The sequence below is a fragment of the Pseudomonas sp. Root71 genome, from assembly GCF_001429045.1.
GTDB classification, from domain to species: domain Bacteria; phylum Pseudomonadota; class Gammaproteobacteria; order Pseudomonadales; family Pseudomonadaceae; genus Aquipseudomonas; species Aquipseudomonas monachiensis.
Genome location: NZ_LMHY01000001.1, coordinates 261,890 through 279,656, shown reverse-complemented (window position 1 = coordinate 279,656; position 17,767 = coordinate 261,890). Strand labels below are relative to the sequence as shown.

The 17,767-nt window shown below is 59.3% G+C and carries 18 protein-coding genes; 10 read left to right on the top strand and 8 right to left on the bottom strand.

Going from position 1 to position 17,767, the window contains the following annotated elements; translation table 11 throughout:
• Positions 1-2: 2 nt before the first annotated feature.
• The gene (xerC, locus tag ASD95_RS01335; RefSeq protein WP_056726355.1) at positions 3-902 is read left to right on the top strand and encodes a tyrosine recombinase XerC; all 900 of its coding nucleotides are present in this window, start codon (positions 3-5) and stop codon (positions 900-902) included.
• Positions 899-1,606, top strand: coding sequence for an HAD family hydrolase (locus ASD95_RS01330; protein WP_056726354.1), 708 nt, complete (start codon positions 899-901; stop codon positions 1,604-1,606). The genes xerC and ASD95_RS01330 overlap by 4 nt, the downstream gene beginning before the upstream one ends.
• Before the next feature lie 126 nt (positions 1,607-1,732).
• Here the strand turns inward: ASD95_RS01330 and sutA are convergent, their stop codons facing one another.
• The 4 genes from sutA to glnK form a co-directional block, all read right to left on the bottom strand.
• Positions 1,733-2,056 carry a transcriptional regulator SutA gene (sutA, locus tag ASD95_RS01325; protein WP_056726353.1) on the bottom strand — a complete coding sequence of 108 codons (324 nt, stop codon included), beginning with the start codon at positions 2,054-2,056 and terminating at the stop codon, positions 1,733-1,735.
• 101 nt (positions 2,057-2,157) lie between these two features.
• The gene (locus ASD95_RS01320) at positions 2,158-2,583 is read right to left on the bottom strand and encodes a secondary thiamine-phosphate synthase enzyme YjbQ (RefSeq protein WP_056726352.1); all 426 of its coding nucleotides are present in this window, start codon (positions 2,581-2,583) and stop codon (positions 2,158-2,160) included.
• Positions 2,584-2,796: 213 nt separating this feature from the next.
• Positions 2,797-4,134, bottom strand: coding sequence for an ammonium transporter (locus ASD95_RS01315; RefSeq protein ID WP_056726351.1), 1,338 nt, complete (start codon positions 4,132-4,134; stop codon positions 2,797-2,799).
• 35 nt (positions 4,135-4,169) lie between these two features.
• The gene (glnK, locus tag ASD95_RS01310; protein ID WP_002555808.1) at positions 4,170-4,508 is read right to left on the bottom strand and encodes a P-II family nitrogen regulator; all 339 of its coding nucleotides are present in this window, start codon (positions 4,506-4,508) and stop codon (positions 4,170-4,172) included.
• Positions 4,509-4,916: 408 nt separating this feature from the next.
• Between glnK and ASD95_RS01305 the strand changes: the two genes are divergently transcribed.
• Both ASD95_RS01305 and ASD95_RS01300 read left to right on the top strand, forming a co-directional pair.
• Positions 4,917-5,177, top strand: coding sequence for an accessory factor UbiK family protein (locus ASD95_RS01305; RefSeq protein ID WP_046038993.1), 261 nt, complete (start codon positions 4,917-4,919; stop codon positions 5,175-5,177).
• 403 nt (positions 5,178-5,580) lie between these two features.
• Positions 5,581-6,105, top strand: coding sequence for a BRO-N domain-containing protein (locus ASD95_RS01300; protein WP_056726350.1), 525 nt, complete (start codon positions 5,581-5,583; stop codon positions 6,103-6,105).
• A gap of 11 nt (positions 6,106-6,116) precedes the next feature.
• Here the strand turns inward: ASD95_RS01300 and ASD95_RS01295 are convergent, their stop codons facing one another.
• The gene (locus tag ASD95_RS01295; protein WP_056726349.1) at positions 6,117-6,380 is read right to left on the bottom strand and encodes a HigA family addiction module antitoxin; all 264 of its coding nucleotides are present in this window, start codon (positions 6,378-6,380) and stop codon (positions 6,117-6,119) included.
• A 192-nt stretch (positions 6,381-6,572) separates the two neighbouring features.
• Here ASD95_RS01295 and ASD95_RS01290 point away from each other — a divergent pair, with 192 nt between their 5' ends.
• The 3 genes from ASD95_RS01290 to ASD95_RS01285 all read left to right on the top strand — a co-directional run bounded on the left by ASD95_RS01290 (position 6,573) and on the right by ASD95_RS01285 (position 8,980).
• A complete protein-coding gene (locus tag ASD95_RS01290; protein WP_056726348.1) occupies positions 6,573-7,106 on the top strand; it encodes a hypothetical protein in 534 nt (177 codons plus the stop codon).
• Positions 7,107-7,142: 36 nt separating this feature from the next.
• The gene (locus ASD95_RS29395; RefSeq protein WP_177336484.1) at positions 7,143-7,313 is read left to right on the top strand and encodes a hypothetical protein; all 171 of its coding nucleotides are present in this window, start codon (positions 7,143-7,145) and stop codon (positions 7,311-7,313) included.
• Positions 7,314-7,486: 173 nt separating this feature from the next.
• Positions 7,487-8,980, top strand: coding sequence for a YifB family Mg chelatase-like AAA ATPase (locus ASD95_RS01285; RefSeq protein ID WP_056726347.1), 1,494 nt, complete (start codon positions 7,487-7,489; stop codon positions 8,978-8,980).
• A 58-nt stretch (positions 8,981-9,038) separates the two neighbouring features.
• Here ASD95_RS01285 and ASD95_RS01280 read toward each other — a convergent pair whose 3' ends face one another.
• Positions 9,039-10,253, bottom strand: coding sequence for an aldose 1-epimerase family protein (locus ASD95_RS01280; RefSeq protein ID WP_056726346.1), 1,215 nt, complete (start codon positions 10,251-10,253; stop codon positions 9,039-9,041).
• Between the two features lie 141 nt (positions 10,254-10,394).
• Positions 10,395-11,315 carry a LysR substrate-binding domain-containing protein gene (locus tag ASD95_RS01275; protein ID WP_056726345.1) on the bottom strand — a complete coding sequence of 307 codons (921 nt, stop codon included), beginning with the start codon at positions 11,313-11,315 and terminating at the stop codon, positions 10,395-10,397.
• Positions 11,316-11,473: 158 nt separating this feature from the next.
• On the opposite strand from ASD95_RS01275, the gene ASD95_RS01270 reads away from it, so the two are divergent.
• Entirely contained in the window at positions 11,474-12,871 is a 1,398-nt protein-coding gene (locus tag ASD95_RS01270; protein WP_056726672.1) for a NorM family multidrug efflux MATE transporter, read from the top strand.
• Positions 12,872-13,010: 139 nt separating this feature from the next.
• Here ASD95_RS01270 and ASD95_RS01265 read toward each other — a convergent pair whose 3' ends face one another.
• Positions 13,011-14,684, bottom strand: coding sequence for a putative bifunctional diguanylate cyclase/phosphodiesterase (locus ASD95_RS01265; RefSeq protein WP_056726344.1), 1,674 nt, complete (start codon positions 14,682-14,684; stop codon positions 13,011-13,013).
• A gap of 264 nt (positions 14,685-14,948) precedes the next feature.
• On the opposite strand from ASD95_RS01265, the gene rep reads away from it, so the two are divergent.
• Positions 14,949-16,958: a DNA helicase Rep gene (gene rep, locus ASD95_RS01260; RefSeq protein ID WP_056726343.1), complete on the top strand. Its 2,010-nt coding sequence runs from the start codon at positions 14,949-14,951 to the stop codon at positions 16,956-16,958.
• 195 nt (positions 16,959-17,153) lie between these two features.
• Positions 17,154-17,726, top strand: a complete 573-nt coding sequence (locus ASD95_RS01255) for a xanthine phosphoribosyltransferase (RefSeq protein WP_046038985.1) — start codon at positions 17,154-17,156, stop codon at positions 17,724-17,726.
• The last annotated feature ends 41 nt before the right edge of the window (positions 17,727-17,767 follow it).

Here is a 17,767-nt window from a genome sequence, read left to right as displayed (position 1 = left end):
ACATGGAACGACAACTGGACGCTTACTGCGAACACCTGCGCAGTGAGCGGCAGGTGTCGCCACACACGCTGTCGGCCTACCGCCGCGACCTCGATAAAGTGCTGGGCTGGTGCATCAAACAGAACATCGGCAGCTGGACGGCGCTGGACATCCAGCGCCTGCGCAGCCTGGTTGCCCGCCTGCATGCCCAAGGCCAATCGTCCCGTAGCCTGGCGCGATTGCTGTCAGCCGTTCGCGGGCTCTATCACTACCTGAACCGTGAAGGCCTGTGCGACCACGATCCAGCCAATGGCCTCGCACCGCCCAAAGGCGAACGCCGCCTGCCGAAAACCCTCGATACCGACCGCGCCCTGCAACTGCTGGAAGGTGGTGTGGAGGACGACTTTCTCGCACGCCGGGACCAGGCGATTCTGGAACTGTTCTACTCCTCGGGGCTGCGCCTGTCGGAGCTGACCGGACTCAATCTCGATCAGCTCGACCTGGCCGACGGCATGGTCCAGGTGCTCGGCAAGGGCAGCAAGACCCGACTGTTGCCGGTGGGTAAAAAGGCTCGCGAAGCACTGGAACAATGGTTGCCGCTGCGGGCGATGGCCAACCCGGCAGACGATGCGGTGTTTGTCAGCCAGCAAGGCCGCCGCCTCGGCCCCCGGGCGATCCAGGTGCGGGTCAAGGCTGCCGGCGAGCGCGAACTGGGGCAGAACCTGCACCCGCACATGTTGCGGCACTCCTTCGCCAGCCATTTGCTGGAATCCTCCCAGGACCTGCGCGCAGTACAGGAACTGCTCGGCCACTCGGACATCAAGACTACGCAGATCTACACCCACCTGGACTTCCAGCACCTGGCCACGGTCTACGACAACGCCCACCCAAGGGCCAAACGCATTAAGGGCGACGATTCATGAGCATTCAGTTGATCACCTTCGACCTCGACGACACCTTGTGGGACACCGCCCCCGTCATCGTCAGCGCCGAAGCCGTTTTGCGTGAATGGCTGACCGAGTACGCACCCAACCTTGGGGCGGTGCCGGTGGAGCATCTGTGGACCATTCGTGAGCGCGTGTTGAGCAACGAGCCTGGCCTCAAGCACCGCATCAGCGCATTGCGTCGGCGGGTGCTGTTCCATGCACTCGAAGAGTCTGGCTACACCCATGCAGAAGCCTCGGATCTGGCGGACAAGAGCTTTGAAGTGTTCCTGCATGCCCGGCATCAGATCGAAGTGTTTCCAGAGGTCGAACCGACCCTGGAAATTCTCGCCAACCATTACGCTCTCGGCGTGATCACCAATGGCAACGCCGATGTGCGTCGGCTGGGCCTGGCGGATTACTTCAAGTTTGCGTTGTGCGCCGAAGACATCGGCATCGCCAAACCCGATGCGCGACTGTTTCAGGAGGCCTTGCAGCGTGGTGGCGCGACCGCTGAAACGGCGGTGCACATTGGCGATCATCCGGGCGATGACATTGCCGGTGCGCAGCAGGCGGGAATGCGGGCAATCTGGTTCAACCCGGCGGGCAAGGTCTGGGAAGCCGAACGGTTGCCGGATGCGGAGATTCGCAGCCTGACCGATTTGCCGGCGCTGTTGGCGCGGTGGAACAAGGCCTCAGCCTGACACAGAACCAATGTGGGATCGCCGCACCGCCGCTCCCACAGGGATCACCACAGGTTTCATATTTTTGTTTCAGGCATGAAAAAGCCCGCAGCGACGGCGGGCTTTTTCAGCAAGCGGGTAGCAGGCTCAGATAGGCCGGCTGCCGTACTTGTTGTCCGGTTTCTTGGGCGGATCGGCGACCACATTGGCCTCCACTTCCTGCACCTTGCCACCCTTGGCCAAAAACTCCTCCATGGCCCGCGCGAGAGCATCGCGTTCCTTGTTCTTGGCTTCGACGCTTGGCAATTCATCGACCGATACCGCTGCCTTGGCCTTGCCTTTGGCAGCCGGAACCGGCGCATCACTGCCGTCGTCTTCAGCGACGTCTTCCGCCGCTGCTTCCAGACCTTCTTCGGTTTCGTCGTCGTCGCCTACTTCGAGGTCGTCGTTTTCCAGATCATCGTCGCTCATGTTCTACCTCATGACTTGCGAAAAGCAGATTAGTTATAGCCCAGCTTTGCCCTCTGTCGAAGGCAGCAGGAAAAAATTCAACAGCCGCTGCTGACCAGCGGCTATGCCTCTTCACCGTGTACGGTGGCGAGGACTTTACGGGCACCGCCATGATCACGGTGCTCGCCCAGATAAACGCCTTGCCAGGTCCCCAACGCCAGCTGGCCTGCCGAAATCGGCAAACTGAGCTGACAGCCAAGCACGCTGGCCTTGAAGTGCGCCGGGAGGTCGTCCAGGCCTTCGTCGTTATGCTCATAGCCGTCTGTTCCTTGTGGGATCAGACGATTGAAAAATCGTTCGAAGTCGCGACGTACCGCCGGATCGGCGTTCTCGTTGATGGTCAACGACGCCGAGGTATGCTGCAGCAACAAATGCAACAGACCGACCCGACACGCCTTGAGTTCAGGCAGGCCGGCGAGTAACTCGTCCGTTACCAGATGAAAGCCCCGGGGCCTCGCCCGCAAGGTAATCAGAGTCTGTTGCCACATACAGTTCTCCGCACGTTCGGGGCGCATTCTAGCGCGCTCTGGGAAAAAACAAAGGCCCTAATATTCCTTCAATCCTGTAAGCCTTTGGCTGCACAAAAACACCCGACGTAAACATCGTAAAACCTGTAGGAAAAAACCTTTCAGCCCAGCCTTCAACAACAAATTCCAGACAAAAAAATGCCCGGCAAGCCGGGCAGTTTTTTTAGCGCTTGCTTACAAGTTGTAGCCGCGTTCGTTGTGAAGCGCCAGATCGATGCCGACCGCCTCTTCTTCTTCGTTGATACGCAAGCCCATGACCGCATCCAGCACCTTGAGGATGATGTATGTAGCGATCGCGGTGTAGATCACCGTGAAGCCCACGCCTTTGCACTGAATCCACACTTGCGCGGCGATGTCGGTCACGGTGCCGAAGCCACCCAGGGACGGAGCAGCGAACACACCGGTCAGGATTGCGCCGAGGATACCGCCGATACCGTGCACACCGAAGGCGTCCAGGGAGTCGTCATAGCCGAGCTTGCGCTTGAGGGTGGTGGCGCAGAAGAAGCACACCACGCCAGCCGCCAGACCGATTACCAGCGCGCCCATCGGGCCGACAGTGCCGGCAGCCGGGGTGATTGCCACCAGACCGGCAACCACGCCCGAAGCGATGCCCAGTGCGCTAGGCTTGCCGTGGGTGAGCCACTCGGCAAACATCCAGCCCAGTGCGGCAGCGGCGGTAGCAATCTGAGTTACCAGCATCGCCATGCCGGCGGTGCCATTGGCCGCAGCGGCGGAACCGGCGTTGAAACCGAACCAGCCAACCCACAGCATGGCCGCGCCCATCAGGGTGTAACCGAGGTTGTGCGGAGCCATCGGCGTGGTCGGGAAGCCCTTGCGCTTGCCCAGCACCAGGCAGGCAACCAGACCAGCCACACCGGCGTTGATGTGCACCACTGTGCCACCGGCGAAATCGAGCACGCCCCAGTCCCACATCAGGCCGCCGTTGCCGGACCAGACCATGTGCGCGATCGGCGCATACACCAGGGTGAACCAGATGCCCATGAACACCAGCATCGCGGAGAACTTCATCCGCTCGGCGAACGCACCGACGATCAGCGCCGGGGTGATGATCGCGAAGGTCATCTGGAAGGTGACGAATACCGCCTCAGGGAACAGCGCCGCAGGGCCGGTCAGGCTGGCTGGCGTGATGCCGGCGAGGAATGCCTTGCCCATGCCGCCGAAGAACGAGTTGAAGTTGACGACGCCTTGCTCCATGCCCGTGGTGTCGAACGCGATGCTGTAGCCATAAATGACCCACAGGACGCTGATCAGACCGGTAATGGCGAAGCACTGCATCATCACGGAAAGAATGTTTTTCGACCGAACCATGCCGCCGTAGAACAGCGCGAGGCCGGGAATGGTCATAAACAGCACCAAGGCCGTCGAGGTCATCATCCAGGCGGTGTCGCCGGAGTTGAGGACTGGGGCCGCCACTTCGTCTGCCGCCAGAGCAAGGCTGGGCATTACGATGGACAACAGGGCTCCTAGCCCTGCGAATTTACGCAGAGTCATATTGTTTTCTCCTGGGGCGTTGGGTTTGTGGCGGCTTAGATTGCGTCGGTATCGGTTTCGCCGGTACGGATGCGAATCGCCTGTTCCAGATTGACCACGAAGATCTTGCCGTCACCGATCTTGCCGGTGTTGGCAGCCTTGGTGATGGCCTCGATTACCCGGTCCAGATCCTTGTCGTCGATGGCGACGTCGATCTTCACCTTGGGCAGGAAATCGACCACGTATTCCGCGCCGCGATACAGCTCGGTGTGACCCTTCTGCCGACCAAAGCCTTTGACTTCAGTGACGGTAATGCCCTGCACGCCGATCTCGGACAGCGACTCGCGTACGTCGTCCAGCTTGAACGGCTTGATGATGGCAGTGACTAGCTTCATGAAAACTCTCTCCCGAATTGGTGGACTTGCCCCAGGAAAACAAACCCGTCTCAAGTCTAAGCGCAGTGCCTGGCTTTGTAACGCATCGTCGGCCCTGACCTGCCCGTCCGACGCTCCTCACGAAACACTCCCCCGCTTCGCTTGGCGCACTGCGTTCGTCACAGTGACTGCATCAGTGCATGGGTCATCAGGGTCTAAGCAGAAAGCTTGCCATCTCCACAAAAACTACTGTTTTCAAGCCTTTACCCGCAGATGACTGCTACTTCGCAACAACACCCGACGCGATACGCACAACAACGGTGCGACACCGTCCGTCCCCATGCGCGAAAAGTGTGCATCCCTTGCCCGCGCAAATGACTATAGACACTGCGTGATACACTGCCCGTCATTGTTTCCAGGACATTGCCCATGCTTGCGCCAAAAGACTTCCTCGACGCCCTCACCGGCACCGCCTCCCGCCTCTTCAGCGGCGACACGCCTCTGCCGAAAGCTGAAATCGAAAGCCAGTTCAAAATGCTGCTGCAGAGCGGCTTCAGCAAACTGGATCTGGTGAGCCGGGAAGAATTCGATAGCCAGATGGTCGTGCTGGCACGCACGCGGGCTCGGCTGGAGAGCCTTGAGGCGAAGGTGGCGGAGCTGGAAGCGAAGCTGAATCCGCCGACTGAATAAATTCTGATGTGAAATGCAGTCCCCCTGTGGGAGCGAGCCTGCTCGCGATTGAAGGTCGGCACGACCTTGCACTTCACCTGTAGGAGCTGCCGCAGGCTGTGATCTTTTGATCGCAAGCCCCGCAACAATCCCGGCAACGTCCTACAAACATCACACCGCCGTCCGATTGCGCCGCAGATCTCCGGTTCCTAAGCTCACCCTCAGCTGAATGTTCAGCACTGGGTTTGGCGACCCGGAAGCTAAAGGAGCATGACGACCATCGACGCAAGTCATGGCGGTTGTGCGTGGGAGATCTCCGGGTCTGCCGGGTTCCTTTTGCTCCGGTTCGCCAACCCGCGTACAACTGCCACCCAATTGTTTGGCGACAATTGCCGGCAGCCCTTAAGCAAAAGGAGCTGTATCAATGAATCGAGATGATGCTTACCTGATTCCGCAAGTCTTCACCCGCCACAAACTCCACCTCCACGCCCTCCTTATACAAAACCAACCCTGGTTCAGCGCCCGCGACCTAGGGCGACTGCTACGCATCTACCTCAACGACCGCCAAGTCCGAAAACTCGACCCCGACCAATACCAAACAGCCAAAACCCTCATCCACGGACATATCGAAAACACCCTGCTGGTCAGCGAATCCGGCGTCTACGCATTACTGGTCTACCACTACTGCCCCGAGTACCGAGCTCTGCGTGAATGGCTCACCCACGAAGTTGTTCCCGCCCTGCGAGATGCCCAATACCCCACCACAACCGAACGCCCGCAACTGAGCCTGCTCAACTGGCCGGAAATGTCGTTGAGCCTGCTGCACTGGAACAACCAGCCGTGGATTCGGTTGCAGGATGTGCCGCAGATGATGACAGAGCAGGAGCAGGCAAGACGCCCGGTAAAACCGTGGTGGAAGCGGGCTTCACTCGTCTTGCAGTCGCTTTGAATATTTAACGTTCAACCACGCTCGATCTGGGCCGAGCGCAACTCGTAGGTCGATTGCAGATTCAGCCAGAACTCGGGCGTGGTGTTCAGGTTGATGGATAGCTTTTGCGCCAGACCAACACTGACACCGCTCCGCTGATTCACAACATCGCTTATTTCCGCCTCCGGGTCGTTCAACGAGCGAGCCAGAGCATCGGTTGTAACGCCCAGTGGCTTCAAAAACTCCTCGCTGAGAATTTCGCCAGGATGAATCGGGCGCATCCCATTCCTGTTCATTCACGCCTCCTAAGGCTGCATTCAGCGAGATCATAAGCAGCAACCTTCATCCGGCAAGACCATCCACGCTCTTTCACCGACGTCCTTCATCTTTCTCGGCAGGGTCCTACAAAAAGCGGCGCTCCGGCCTGATTTATCAGTCCTCACCCTTTTCTTTACGCTTTTCGCCTTGTTACTCGATAGACGCCAGCAATGAGAAGAAAAGGAAAAGGCACCGAACTTCGAAACCAGACTTACAAATCAGATGCACGAAAGCTCGCATATAAAATGTTCGTCAAGGACTGTAAATCTCGGGCCAGGAAACTCAACACCGAGGCGGTTAGGTTCGACCCAATAACTCCAGCTGCGATTACTGCCTGCCTCCCGTGGTTGGAAGCTGCACTCTTCCCATGGGAAAGCGTGTCGAACTGGAAGTGCAAAGATGCCAAGGGACTGGATTTGGCCATCTGGTACGAACAGAAACTATGTGGTCTGTGTTATGCCACTCCGCGTAAAAGCGCTATTTGCATAAAGATCATTCTTTTGCAGGGTCACCCAGACAGGTCTCATCCTCTTCGTGGCTTGATCGCTCCGATGGCACTGCTGGCTACAGATACCTATGCACGAATGCTGGGGTGCAAAGAAATAGAGATTCAGGATCCTGGCCCAAATGTCGTCCCCTACTACCAGAACCTCGGATTCAGCTTCGACCAGAACAATCGACTTGTCATTTACCTGGACGATTAATAGTATCGATCTCACTCCAAGGCACAGGAGGTGTCCATGATTCAAAGAAAGCGAAAAGCCAAGCTTTTACTCATTATTCAATATCATGCTGAAGCACTTCGGCTAGGCGGCAAGATTTCAGCCAATCAACAACGATTTCTTGATGTCGCTGCGGCTCACGGCAAAGACCTTGAACCTCCGGGCTTACTTGCCGGTAAAAGAGTCTGAAACTGTTTACCAAAGAACCGCTTGAATGGCGGTTTTTTGCTGCCCGCCCGTCCGGCGATAGCTCGCAACATCCTGCGAAAATTCACCTTCCCTGACACCACGCGAAATGCTCATCTCCTGACTACCCTTGAAAAACCGCAGGAAGCGGCTCCCCGTAATTTCAAGGAACGACCATGTCCCTCTCCATCGTCCACAGCCGCGCCCAGGTGGGCGTGGAAGCGCCTGCCGTTACCGTAGAAGTTCATCTGGCCAACGGCTTGCCGTCGTTGACAATGGTCGGTCTACCTGAAGCCGCAGTGAAGGAAAGCAAGGACCGGGTGCGCAGCGCGATCATCAATTCGGGGCTGCAATTTCCGGCGCGACGGATCACGTTGAATCTGGCGCCCGCGGATTTGCCCAAGGATGGCGGGCGGTTCGATCTGGCGATTGCCTTGGGGATTCTCTCGGCCAGCGTGCAGGTGCCGACGCTGACACTGGATGACGTGGAGTGCCTGGGGGAGCTGGCGCTTTCCGGTGCAGTGCGGCCCGTCCGTGGGGTGCTGCCGGCGGCATTGGCGGCGCGCAAGGCCGGGCGCTGGTTGATGGTGCCGCAGGCGAATGCCGAAGAGGCCTGCCTGGCGTCAGGGTTGAAGGTCATCGCAGTGGACCATCTGCTGCAGGCGGTGGCGCATTTCAATGGGCACACACCCATCGAGCCTTACGCCTCCAATGGTTTGCTCTACGCCAGCAAACCCTATCCCGACTTGAATGAAGTCCAGGGGCAAATGGCAGCCAAACGCGCACTGCTGATTGCGGCAGCGGGTGCGCATAACCTGCTGTTCAGCGGGCCGCCGGGTACAGGCAAGACGCTATTGGCGAGCCGATTGCCAGGGCTGCTGCCACCCCTGGCCGAGAGCGAAGCACTGGAAGTCGCAGCGATTCAATCCGTCGCCAGTTGTGTACCACTGAGCCACTGGCCACAGCGCCCCTTCCGACAGCCACACCACTCCGCCTCAGGACCGGCACTGGTGGGCGGTGGCTCAAAACCGCAACCGGGAGAAATCACCCTCGCTCACCATGGCGTGCTGTTCCTCGATGAACTCCCGGAATTTGATCGCAAGGTATTGGAGGTGTTGAGAGAGCCACTCGAATCCGGCCACATCGTGATTTCCCGCGCCAAGGACCGCGTACGCTTCCCGGCTCGCTTTCAACTGGTCGCCGCGATGAATCCCTGCCCCTGTGGATATCTTGGCGAACCGAGTGGCCGTTGTTCCTGTACGCCGGACATGGTTCAGCGCTATCGCAACAAACTGTCGGGGCCACTGCTGGATCGTATTGATCTGCACCTGACGGTTGCTCGCGAAGCCACGGCATTGAATCCTGCGTTAAAACCCGGCGACGACACTGCCACCGCCGCCGGGTTGGTTGCCGATGCACGAGAACGGCAACAAAAGCGCCAAGGCTGTGCCAATGCCTTTCTCGACTTGCCGGGCCTGCGCAGACACTGCAAGTTATCCACAACAGACGAAACCTGGCTGGAGACGGCGTGTGAACGACTGACCTTGTCACTGCGAGCGGCCCATCGACTGCTCAAAGTAGCGCGCACTCTTGCGGATCTTGAACAAGTCGATGAAATCAGACGCGAGCACTTGGCCGAAGCACTGCAATATCGGCCAACAAGCCAGTAGCTCAAATTTGTAAGCGTTTTTTCGGCCAATAAGCGGCTTTTCGCAAAGACGGCGAAAATCAACCCTTGGTAAGGTCAACCAACGGCGTCTGCCGCACCTCAGTATCCCGCCCACCTTGAATCTCGCTGACCTGCTTCAACGCCTTATCCACAGCGGTCTTATCCGCCAGCAAGCCGTAGCTGATGCGGAACTGCTTCTGCTCCTTCGGCCCAATGATTGGCACCAGGTTCAGAGGCCGCTGATACCGGCGGTTGTAGGAAAAACTCGTGCCTGGCTCCAGTCCCGTGACATAGCCCTGCCCTTGGGTATCGGTGTTTTTCCACAGGGAGAACACGGGCAGTGTTTGAGTGTTGAAACCAACCGAGACGCCCAGGCTGCCGGCCTTGTTATGCAGGACGGTCAATGTATCGCCCTTGGCATCGGCGTAGGGCACTACGTTGTAAACCGTTTCGTCGTAGTCCTTGGTCGGTCCGCGATAGGTTTGCCAGTCCGGCAAATCGCTTTTGGCTTTATCGTTGAACGGCGACACCTGTTTCACCGGCGCAGCGAAGCGGGCGCCCTGCTCCAGGAATGGGGTGCTGAAGTTACTGTGATACAGCGCCTGGTATTCCTTCGGATAGTCGCCGTTGTTGGTCAGGGTGTCGTTGAGGGCGAACGCTATGCTGCCGGGCTCGGTGACGAGTTCGGTCGCGACCGAGAAGTCGACTTTCTTGAAAGCCTGCTCTTTCAGTTCGCCGCGCAGGCTGATGGCGTACGGCGGTTTTTCATCAATGTGCAAGGTGACTTTGTTGGCCGGGATATTGGCAGCGCGACCGTGCAGGGTCAGCAGTTCGCCGTTGTCGATGCCGGGGTGGCCGACCCACTCGTAACCGCAGCGGGTGACCAGCTCATTGAAGCCTTCCAGCCAGCCCAGGCCACCACGGCCGTTGAGCTCGATGAAGGACGGATTGACCACTTCCTTGACTGGTGAATCCCAACCCATGCGCACGTTACCGACCGAGGCCTGCAGGACGTTCATGCCACGAGTTGGAACTACCGAAAGTTTCATCGTGCCGTTATCGATGTCGACGATGCTGACGCCTTCCTGCCGACCGCCGTGCAAGGTGCGCAGGGTCACGCTGAAAGGTTTGTCGGTTTTTATGCCGAGTTGCTGGCTGGTGACTTGCCAGTTCTGGGCGGCTTTGTCGGTGTCGAGCAGAACGTAATCCCAGGCTAGTGCTTGGGAGGCAGCGGACAGTGCGCTAAGGGCAACGACGAGTTTGAGTGGGGTCATGGCAATCGCCTTTGTTGGAGTTGTGCCATTTTTATAAACTTGATGAAACGTTTCAGCAAGAACATAAGTCGAGAAAATGCCAAGAAAGACAATTGATACGTAGATGGGGGGGGAAAACGGAATTGAGTCGATGCCATCGATTCAGCCAAGGCGTTCGACATCCGGTAACTCCATGGCCCGGACCTCGCCTTGCAGGAAATCGCTGAGGCGACGCAAACGCTCGCCGCCGGGGCGGGTTTTCGGCCAGACCAGGTAATAATTCTCACCACTGGCGACGGCGGTCGGCCAAGGCAAACTCAAGCGTCCCTGGGCTACATCTTCCGCCACCATCAGCAGATCGCCCATGGACACGCCATAGCCCCGCGCGGCGGCGATCATGCCCAGCTCCAGGGTATCGAACACCTGTCCGCCCTTGAGCGACACCTGATCGGCCAGCCCCATGCGCTCCAGCCAGTTGCGCCAGTCGCGGCGGTCCGGGGTCGGATGCAGCAGCTCAGTACTGGCCAGACGCGCAACGTCCCACGGTTGATCCTTCAGAAGATTCGGCGCGCCCACGGGAATCAACTCCTCGGGGAACAGGAAAGTCGCTTCCCAGTCCGGTGGAAAATGCCCGTTGCTGAGGATGACGGCGCAGTCGAAAGGTTCATGGTTGAAATCCACCGAATCGACGTCCATCCACGCACTGGTCAATTGCACTTCGTTGCCCGGCTGCAGATGACGGAAGCGACTGAGGCGCGCCAGCAACCAGCGCATGGTCAAGGTCGAGGGAGCTTTCATGCGCAGGATGTCGTCTTCGGCGCGCAAGGTATTGCAAGCCCGCTCAAGCGCGGTGAAGCCTTCGCGAATGCCCGGCAACAACAAACGGGCCGACTCGGTCAGTTGCAGGTTGCGGCCACTGCGGTGAAACAAGCGGCAGGCAAAATGCTCTTCGAGCGTACGAATATGCCGGCTGACCGCACTTTGGGTAATCGACAGTTCTTCGGCCGCACGGGTAAACGAGCTGTGTCGCGCCGCCGCTTCGAATGCGCGCAGAGCATACAAGGGAGGAAGACGACGGGACATTGGGAAAGCTCCTACTGCGGGGTTCGCCCACCCTAGCAGAAACTCTCCAGCATGAGTTTGAATCATGCCATCCATCCTTTTTATCCCTTTGTGCAAACCCCGCAAAGCGCCGAGAATCGGTTCTTTCCTGTTCCCTTTGATAATCGAGCGTGATGACCATGCAGCATCCAGCACGTACTGAACTCTGGGCCATCCTGCGGCTGGCGGGGCCGCTGATTGCCTCACAGTTGGCACACATGCTGATGGTCCTCACCGACACCCTGATGATGGCGCGCCTGAGTCCCGAGGCATTGGCCGGTGGTGGGCTCGGTGCGGCAACCTATTCGTTCGTGTCGATTTTCTGCATCGGCGTGATTGCAGCAGTCGGCACTCTGGTGGCGATCCGTCAGGGTGCTGGCGATATTGTCGGGGCTACCCGGCTGACCCAGGCCGGGCTGTGGCTGGCGTGGTTGATGGCGCTGGTTGCCGGTTTGCTGCTGTGGAACCTCAAACCGGTCTTGCTGCTGTTCGGGCAGACCGAAACCAACGTCAACGCGGCCGGTCAATTTTTGATCTTCCTGCCGTTCGCCCTGCCCGGCTATCTGAGCTTCATGGCCCTGCGCGGGTTCACCAGCGCCATCGGCCGCGCAACACCGGTAATGGTGATCAGCGTGGGCGGGACGGTTGCCAACTTTTTGCTCAACTATGCGTTGATCACCGGCATGTTCGGCCTGCCGAAACCGGGGCTGATGGGTATTGGGCTCGTGACTGCGATTGTCGCCAATCTCATGGCGCTGGCGCTGGCCTGGCACATTCGTCGGCATCCGGCCTACAACGCCTATCCGCTACGCCAGGGTCTGTCGCGGCTGAACCGCCCGTACCTGAAGGAACTGTGGCGCCTGGGCCTACCGATTGGCGGCACCTACGCGGTGGAAGTCGGGCTGTTTGCCTTCGCCGCGCTGTGCATGGGCACCATGGGCAGCACGCAGTTGGGGGCGCATCAGATTGCCCTGCAAATCGTCTCGGTGGCGTTCATGGTCCCGGCGGGGATTTCTTATGCGATCACCATGCGCATCGGCCAGCACTACGGTGCCGGACAATTGCTGGATGCACGGCTGGCCGGGCGGGTCGGCATTGCGTTCGGGGCGGCGGCGATGCTGTGTTTCGCCATGGTCTTCTGGCTACTGCCAAATCAGTTGGTCGGCCTGTTTCTCGACCACAACGACCCGGCGTTTCGCGATGTCATCAACCTTGCCGTGAGCCTGCTGGCGGTGGCGGCATGGTTCGAGCTGTTCGACGGCGTGCAAACCATTGCCATGGGCTGCATTCGTGGGCTCAAGGATGCCAAGACCACCTTCCTCGTCGGCCTGGGCTGCTATTGGCTGATTGGCGCACCGGCGGCGTGGTGGATGGCGTTCCACCTGGACTGGGGGCCAACGGGCGTCTGGTGGGGCCTTGCGCTGGGGCTGGCGTGTGCGGCGGTGAGCCTGACGCTGGGGTTTGAGTGGAAGATGAAGCGGATGATTCGGCGCGAGTCGACGTCACAGAATGGCTTCACAGTCGCTCAGCCAGATTGAGATCCCCCTGTGGGAAATCCTCTGTGGGAGCGAGCTTGCTCGCGATGAGGCCAGGTCAGTCAACATCCATTTCGACTGATACACCGCCATCGCGAGCAAGCTCGCTCCCACAGGTTTTGGACCAACTGAAAGGTCGCGGTCAGCTCACGACTTCCAGCATCGGCTGCTGACTGGAGCCAAACGTCAGGTACTCCACCAGCTCGGCCAGCGGCAATGGTTTGCTGATCAAATACCCCTGCACCTGATCGCATTCAAACCCGCGCAGCAGATCCAGTTGCTCCGGCGTTTCCACGCCTTCTGCGACCACCTCGAGGTTGAGGTTGTGCGCCAGGTTGATCATCGCGTGGACCAGTTTGCGGTTTTCCTCACGCTGCTCCATACCGCCGACAAAGCTCTTGTCGATCTTCAGCAAAGTGATCGGCAGGCTGTTGAGGTGCACAAACGACGAGAACCCGGTACCGAAGTCGTCGAGGGAGAAGCGCACGCCGAGGCGCCCTAGGGCGTCCATGGTCTGCTTGACCAGATCGCTGCGGCGCATCACGGCGGTCTCGGTCAGCTCGAACTCCAGCCACTGCGCCTCGACACCGCGCTCGGCAATCAGGCGACTCAGGGTCGACAGCAACTGGCTGTCCTGGAACTGCCGGAACGACAGGTTGATTGCCATGTGCAACGGCGGCATTCCAAGTTCAAGCAACGCCTGCATGTCGCGCAGGGCCCGGGAAATCACCCAGTAGCCCAGCGGCACAATCAGACCACTTTGCTCGGCCAGCGGCACGAATTCGCTCGGTGGCAGCAAGCCGCGCTCGGCATGCCGCCAGCGCACCAAAGCTTCGAGGCCGACGATTTGCCCGTCTTCGAGGTTCAGCCGTGGCTGGTAATGCAGCTCCAGCTCATCGCGACGCAGCGCCCGGCGCAGCTCGGTTTCCAGGTCGGCGATGCTGCGGGCATTGCGGTTGATACGCTCGTTGAAAATGTGAAAGGTGCAGCCCTGGGTGCTTTTGGCCTGCTGCATTGCGATGTGCGCATGCCACATCAGCGGATCCGCGCCGGTCTGGGCCCGGGCGTAGGCGATGCCCAGGCTGGAGCCGATCAGCAGGCTTTCGCCATCGACCCAATAAGGCTCGGCCAGCGCTTCGCTGATGCGCTCGGCCATCCACTCCGCACGCTGGGGAGCGCGACGGGTGTCGATCAGCAGAGCGAATTCATCACTGCCCAGGCGCGCCAGTTGATCGCCGACCTCAAGCTGGCTCTTGAGCCGCGCCACCACTTGCAGGATCAGGCGGTCACCGGCCTGATGGCCGAGGGCGTCGTTGGCATAACGAAAGTTGTCGAGGTCGAGATGACCGAGGGCCAGGCCACGACCGTCGTTTTCCGCCAGGCGTGCCGTTAACAGGGTCTGGAAGCCCTGACGGTTGGCGATGCCGGTCAGCGGATCTTGCTCGGCCAGGCGTTGCAGCGTGTTTTCCAGGACGCCGCGTTCGCGCACATGACGCAGGCAACGGCGCAACATGCCGGGATCGAGCAGGTCGCGCACCAGCCAGTCACTCACGCCGTCGGGCGGGGTCAGCGGCTCATGGTCGAGCAACAACACCGTCGGCAGGCTGCAACGGCCCGGCGCCGGTTGAAGTTGCGGGATGGTCAATAACACCGCGCTGTGGTTGTCATCGAACAGGCTGCTGACCGACTCCCAACTCGGCGCGCTGATGAGCACGGCCGAGCTCCCCATAGGAGCCAGACACTCGCGCAACAACGCTGCCCACGCTGGCTCTTCGGCCAGTAGCAGCAAACGCAAGGGTTCGACAGGCGTAGACAAGCTAGCTCCCTAGACTCTGCAAAGATGTAGGCGACGGGCATTATGCCGTTCCGATGACCAATGACAATGACATCAGTGAGCAAAACGAACCCTTTGTATCCGCAATTACGAACATTAGCCGCAAATTCGTTGCGCATCCTGCGTGAAAGTAACAAAACCGGCAATTACAGATAGCGCGCTACGTCACAAGTCGGACAGAGCAGCACAATTCGCTGAGCCTGTTAAAATGCCGGCCCATTTCGTGACTGACTCCTGAATTTACCTATGTCCCGACTCAATCCCCGGCAGCAAGAAGCCGTGAACTACGTCGGCGGCCCTCTATTGGTGCTCGCCGGCGCGGGCTCCGGCAAGACCAGCGTGATCACGCGCAAAATCGCGCACCTGATCCAGAACTGCGGCATTCGCGCCCAGTACATCGTCGCCATGACCTTTACCAACAAGGCCGCCCGCGAAATGAAGGAACGGGTCGGCACCCTGCTGCGTGCCGGTGAAGGGCGCGGGCTGACGGTCTGCACGTTCCACAACCTGGGCCTGAACATCATCCGCAAGGAACACGTGCGGCTGGGCTACAAACCGGGTTTCTCGATCTTCGACGAGACCGACGTCAAGGCCCTGATGACCGACATCATGCAGAAGGAATACTCGGGCGACGACGGCGTCGACGAGATCAAGAACATGATCGGCGCCTGGAAAAACGACCTGATCCTGCCGGCCCAGGCCCTGGAAAACGCGCGCAACCCCAAGGAACAGACCGCCGCCATCGTCTACACCCACTACCAGCGCACGCTCAAGGCGTTCAACGCGGTGGACTTCGACGACCTGATCCTGCTACCGGTGAAGCTGTTCGAAGAGCACGCCGACATCCTGGAAAAGTGGCAGAACAAGGTGCGCTACCTGCTGGTCGACGAATACCAGGACACCAACGCCAGCCAATACCTGCTGGTGAAAATGCTCATCGGCAAACGCAACCAGTTCACCGTGGTAGGCGACGACGACCAGTCGATCTACGCCTGGCGCGGTGCTCGCCCGGAAAACCTGATGCTGCTCAAGGACGACTACCCGTCCTTGAAAGTGGTGATGCTGGAGCAGAACTACCGCTCCACCAGCCGCATCCTGCGTTGCGCCAACGTACTGATCTCGAACAATCCCCATGAGTTCGAAAAGCAGCTGTGGAGTGAAATGGGTCACGGCGACGAGATCCGCGTGATCCGTTGCCGCAACGAAGACGCCGAGGCCGAGCGCGTGGCCATGGAAATCCTCAGCCTGCACTTGCGCACCGACCGCCCGTACAGCGATTTCGCGATCCTGTATCGCGGCAACTACCAGGCCAAGTTGATCGAGCTGAAGTTGCAGCATCACCAGGTGCCGTATCGCCTCTCCGGCGGCAACAGCTTCTTCGGACGTCAGGAAGTGAAAGATCTGATGGCTTACTTCCGTCTGATCGTGAACCCGGACGACGACAACGCGTTCCTGCGGGTGATCAACGTGCCGCGCCGCGAGATCGGCTCGACCACGCTGGAGAAGCTGGGTAACTACGCCACCGAGCGCAAGATCTCGATGTACGCCGCCACCGACGAGATGGGTTTGGGCGAGCATCTGGACAGCCGCTTCACCGATCGCCTGTCGCGCTTCAAGCGTTTCATGGACCGGGTGCGCGAGCAGTGCGCCGGCGAAGACCCGATCTCGGCCCTGCGCAGCATGGTCATGGACATCGACTACGAGAACTGGCTGCGCACCAACAGCTCCAGCGACAAGGCCGCCGACTACCGCATGGGTAACGTCTGGTTCCTGATCGAGGCGCTGAAGAACACCCTGGAAAAAGACGAAGAAGGCGAAATGACCGTCGAGGACGCCATCGGCAAACTCGTCCTGCGCGACATGCTCGAGCGTCAGCAGGAAGAGGAAGATGGCGCCGAAGGCGTGCAGATGATGACCTTGCACGCCTCCAAGGGCCTGGAATTCCCCTACGTGTTCATCATGGGCATGGAAGAGGAAATCCTCCCGCACCGTTCCAGCATCGAAGCCGACACCATCGAAGAAGAACGTCGCCTGGCCTACGTGGGCATTACCCGCGCGCGCCAGACCCTGGCCTTCACCTTCGCCGCCAAGCGCAAGCAGTACGGCGAGATCATCGACTGCGCACCAAGCCGCTTCCTCGATGAACTGCCGCCGGACGATCTGGCCTGGGAAGGCAACGACGACACACCGACCGAAGTCAAAGCCGTGCGTGGCAACAATGCATTGGCGGATATACGCGCGATGTTAAAGCGCTAGAATTGACCACTTTTTAATTGAACATCGGCATAGCCAGGCGCTGTGAAAACGTAGCGAGCGAAGGTAAGACAAGGCAAAAACAGGCGAGGAAGCGGAGTTTACTGGCTGTAAATGAGCATTCCGAGCCTGTTTTTAACGCAGGATTACCGAGCGCAGTAGTTTTCACAGTGTCTGGAGCCAACTGAGGACAGCTTCATGGAAGCATTGCACAAGAAAATTCGCGAAGAAGGCATCGTGCTTTCCGATCAGGTCCTGAAAGTCGACGCCTTTCTGAACCACCAGATCGACCCGGCCCTGATGAAGCTGATCGGCGACGAATTCGCCACGCTGTTCAAGGATTCGGGCATCACCAAGATTGTCACCATCGAAGCCTCGGGCATCGCCCCGGCGATCATGACCGGTCTGAACCTGGGTGTGCCGGTGATTTTCGCCCGCAAGCACCAGTCCCTGACCCTGACCGAAAACCTGCTGTCGGCGACCGTGTACTCGTTCACCAAGCAGACCGAAAGCACCGTGGCCATTTCCCCGCGCCACCTGACCAGTAGCGACCGCGTGCTGATCATCGATGACTTCCTGGCCAACGGTAAGGCGTCCCAGGCACTGATTTCGATCATCAAGCAGGCTGGCGCCACCGTGGCGGGCCTGGGCATCGTGATCGAGAAGTCGTTCCAGGGCGGCCGTGCGGAACTGGACTCGCAGGGTTATCGCGTAGAGTCCCTGGCCCGAGTGAAGTCGCTGGCCGACGGTGTTGTGACCTTTATCGAATAAAGCCACCACAACGCACATCCCCCTGTGGGAGCGAGCTTGCT

Coding starts and splice junctions, on each gene's coding strand:
- xerC (WP_056726355.1), top strand. CDS start 3: ATGGAACGACAACTGGACGCTTACTGCGAACACCTGCGCAGTGAGCGG.
- ASD95_RS01330 (WP_056726354.1), top strand. CDS start 899: ATGAGCATTCAGTTGATCACCTTCGACCTCGACGACACCTTGTGGGAC.
- sutA (WP_056726353.1), bottom strand. CDS start 2,056: ATGAGCGACGATGATCTGGAAAACGACGACCTCGAAGTAGGCGACGAC.
- ASD95_RS01320 (WP_056726352.1), bottom strand. CDS start 2,583: ATGTGGCAACAGACTCTGATTACCTTGCGGGCGAGGCCCCGGGGCTTT.
- ASD95_RS01315 (WP_056726351.1), bottom strand. CDS start 4,134: ATGACTCTGCGTAAATTCGCAGGGCTAGGAGCCCTGTTGTCCATCGTA.
- glnK (WP_002555808.1), bottom strand. CDS start 4,508: ATGAAGCTAGTCACTGCCATCATCAAGCCGTTCAAGCTGGACGACGTA.
- ASD95_RS01305 (WP_046038993.1), top strand. CDS start 4,917: ATGCTTGCGCCAAAAGACTTCCTCGACGCCCTCACCGGCACCGCCTCC.
- ASD95_RS01300 (WP_056726350.1), top strand. CDS start 5,581: ATGAATCGAGATGATGCTTACCTGATTCCGCAAGTCTTCACCCGCCAC.
- ASD95_RS01295 (WP_056726349.1), bottom strand. CDS start 6,380: ATGAACAGGAATGGGATGCGCCCGATTCATCCTGGCGAAATTCTCAGC.
- ASD95_RS01290 (WP_056726348.1), top strand. CDS start 6,573: ATGAGAAGAAAAGGAAAAGGCACCGAACTTCGAAACCAGACTTACAAA.
- ASD95_RS29395 (WP_177336484.1), top strand. CDS start 7,143: ATGATTCAAAGAAAGCGAAAAGCCAAGCTTTTACTCATTATTCAATAT.
- ASD95_RS01285 (WP_056726347.1), top strand. CDS start 7,487: ATGTCCCTCTCCATCGTCCACAGCCGCGCCCAGGTGGGCGTGGAAGCG.
- ASD95_RS01280 (WP_056726346.1), bottom strand. CDS start 10,253: ATGACCCCACTCAAACTCGTCGTTGCCCTTAGCGCACTGTCCGCTGCC.
- ASD95_RS01275 (WP_056726345.1), bottom strand. CDS start 11,315: ATGTCCCGTCGTCTTCCTCCCTTGTATGCTCTGCGCGCATTCGAAGCG.
- ASD95_RS01270 (WP_056726672.1), top strand. CDS start 11,474: ATGCAGCATCCAGCACGTACTGAACTCTGGGCCATCCTGCGGCTGGCG.
- rep (WP_056726343.1), top strand. CDS start 14,949: ATGTCCCGACTCAATCCCCGGCAGCAAGAAGCCGTGAACTACGTCGGC.
- ASD95_RS01255 (WP_046038985.1), top strand. CDS start 17,154: ATGGAAGCATTGCACAAGAAAATTCGCGAAGAAGGCATCGTGCTTTCC.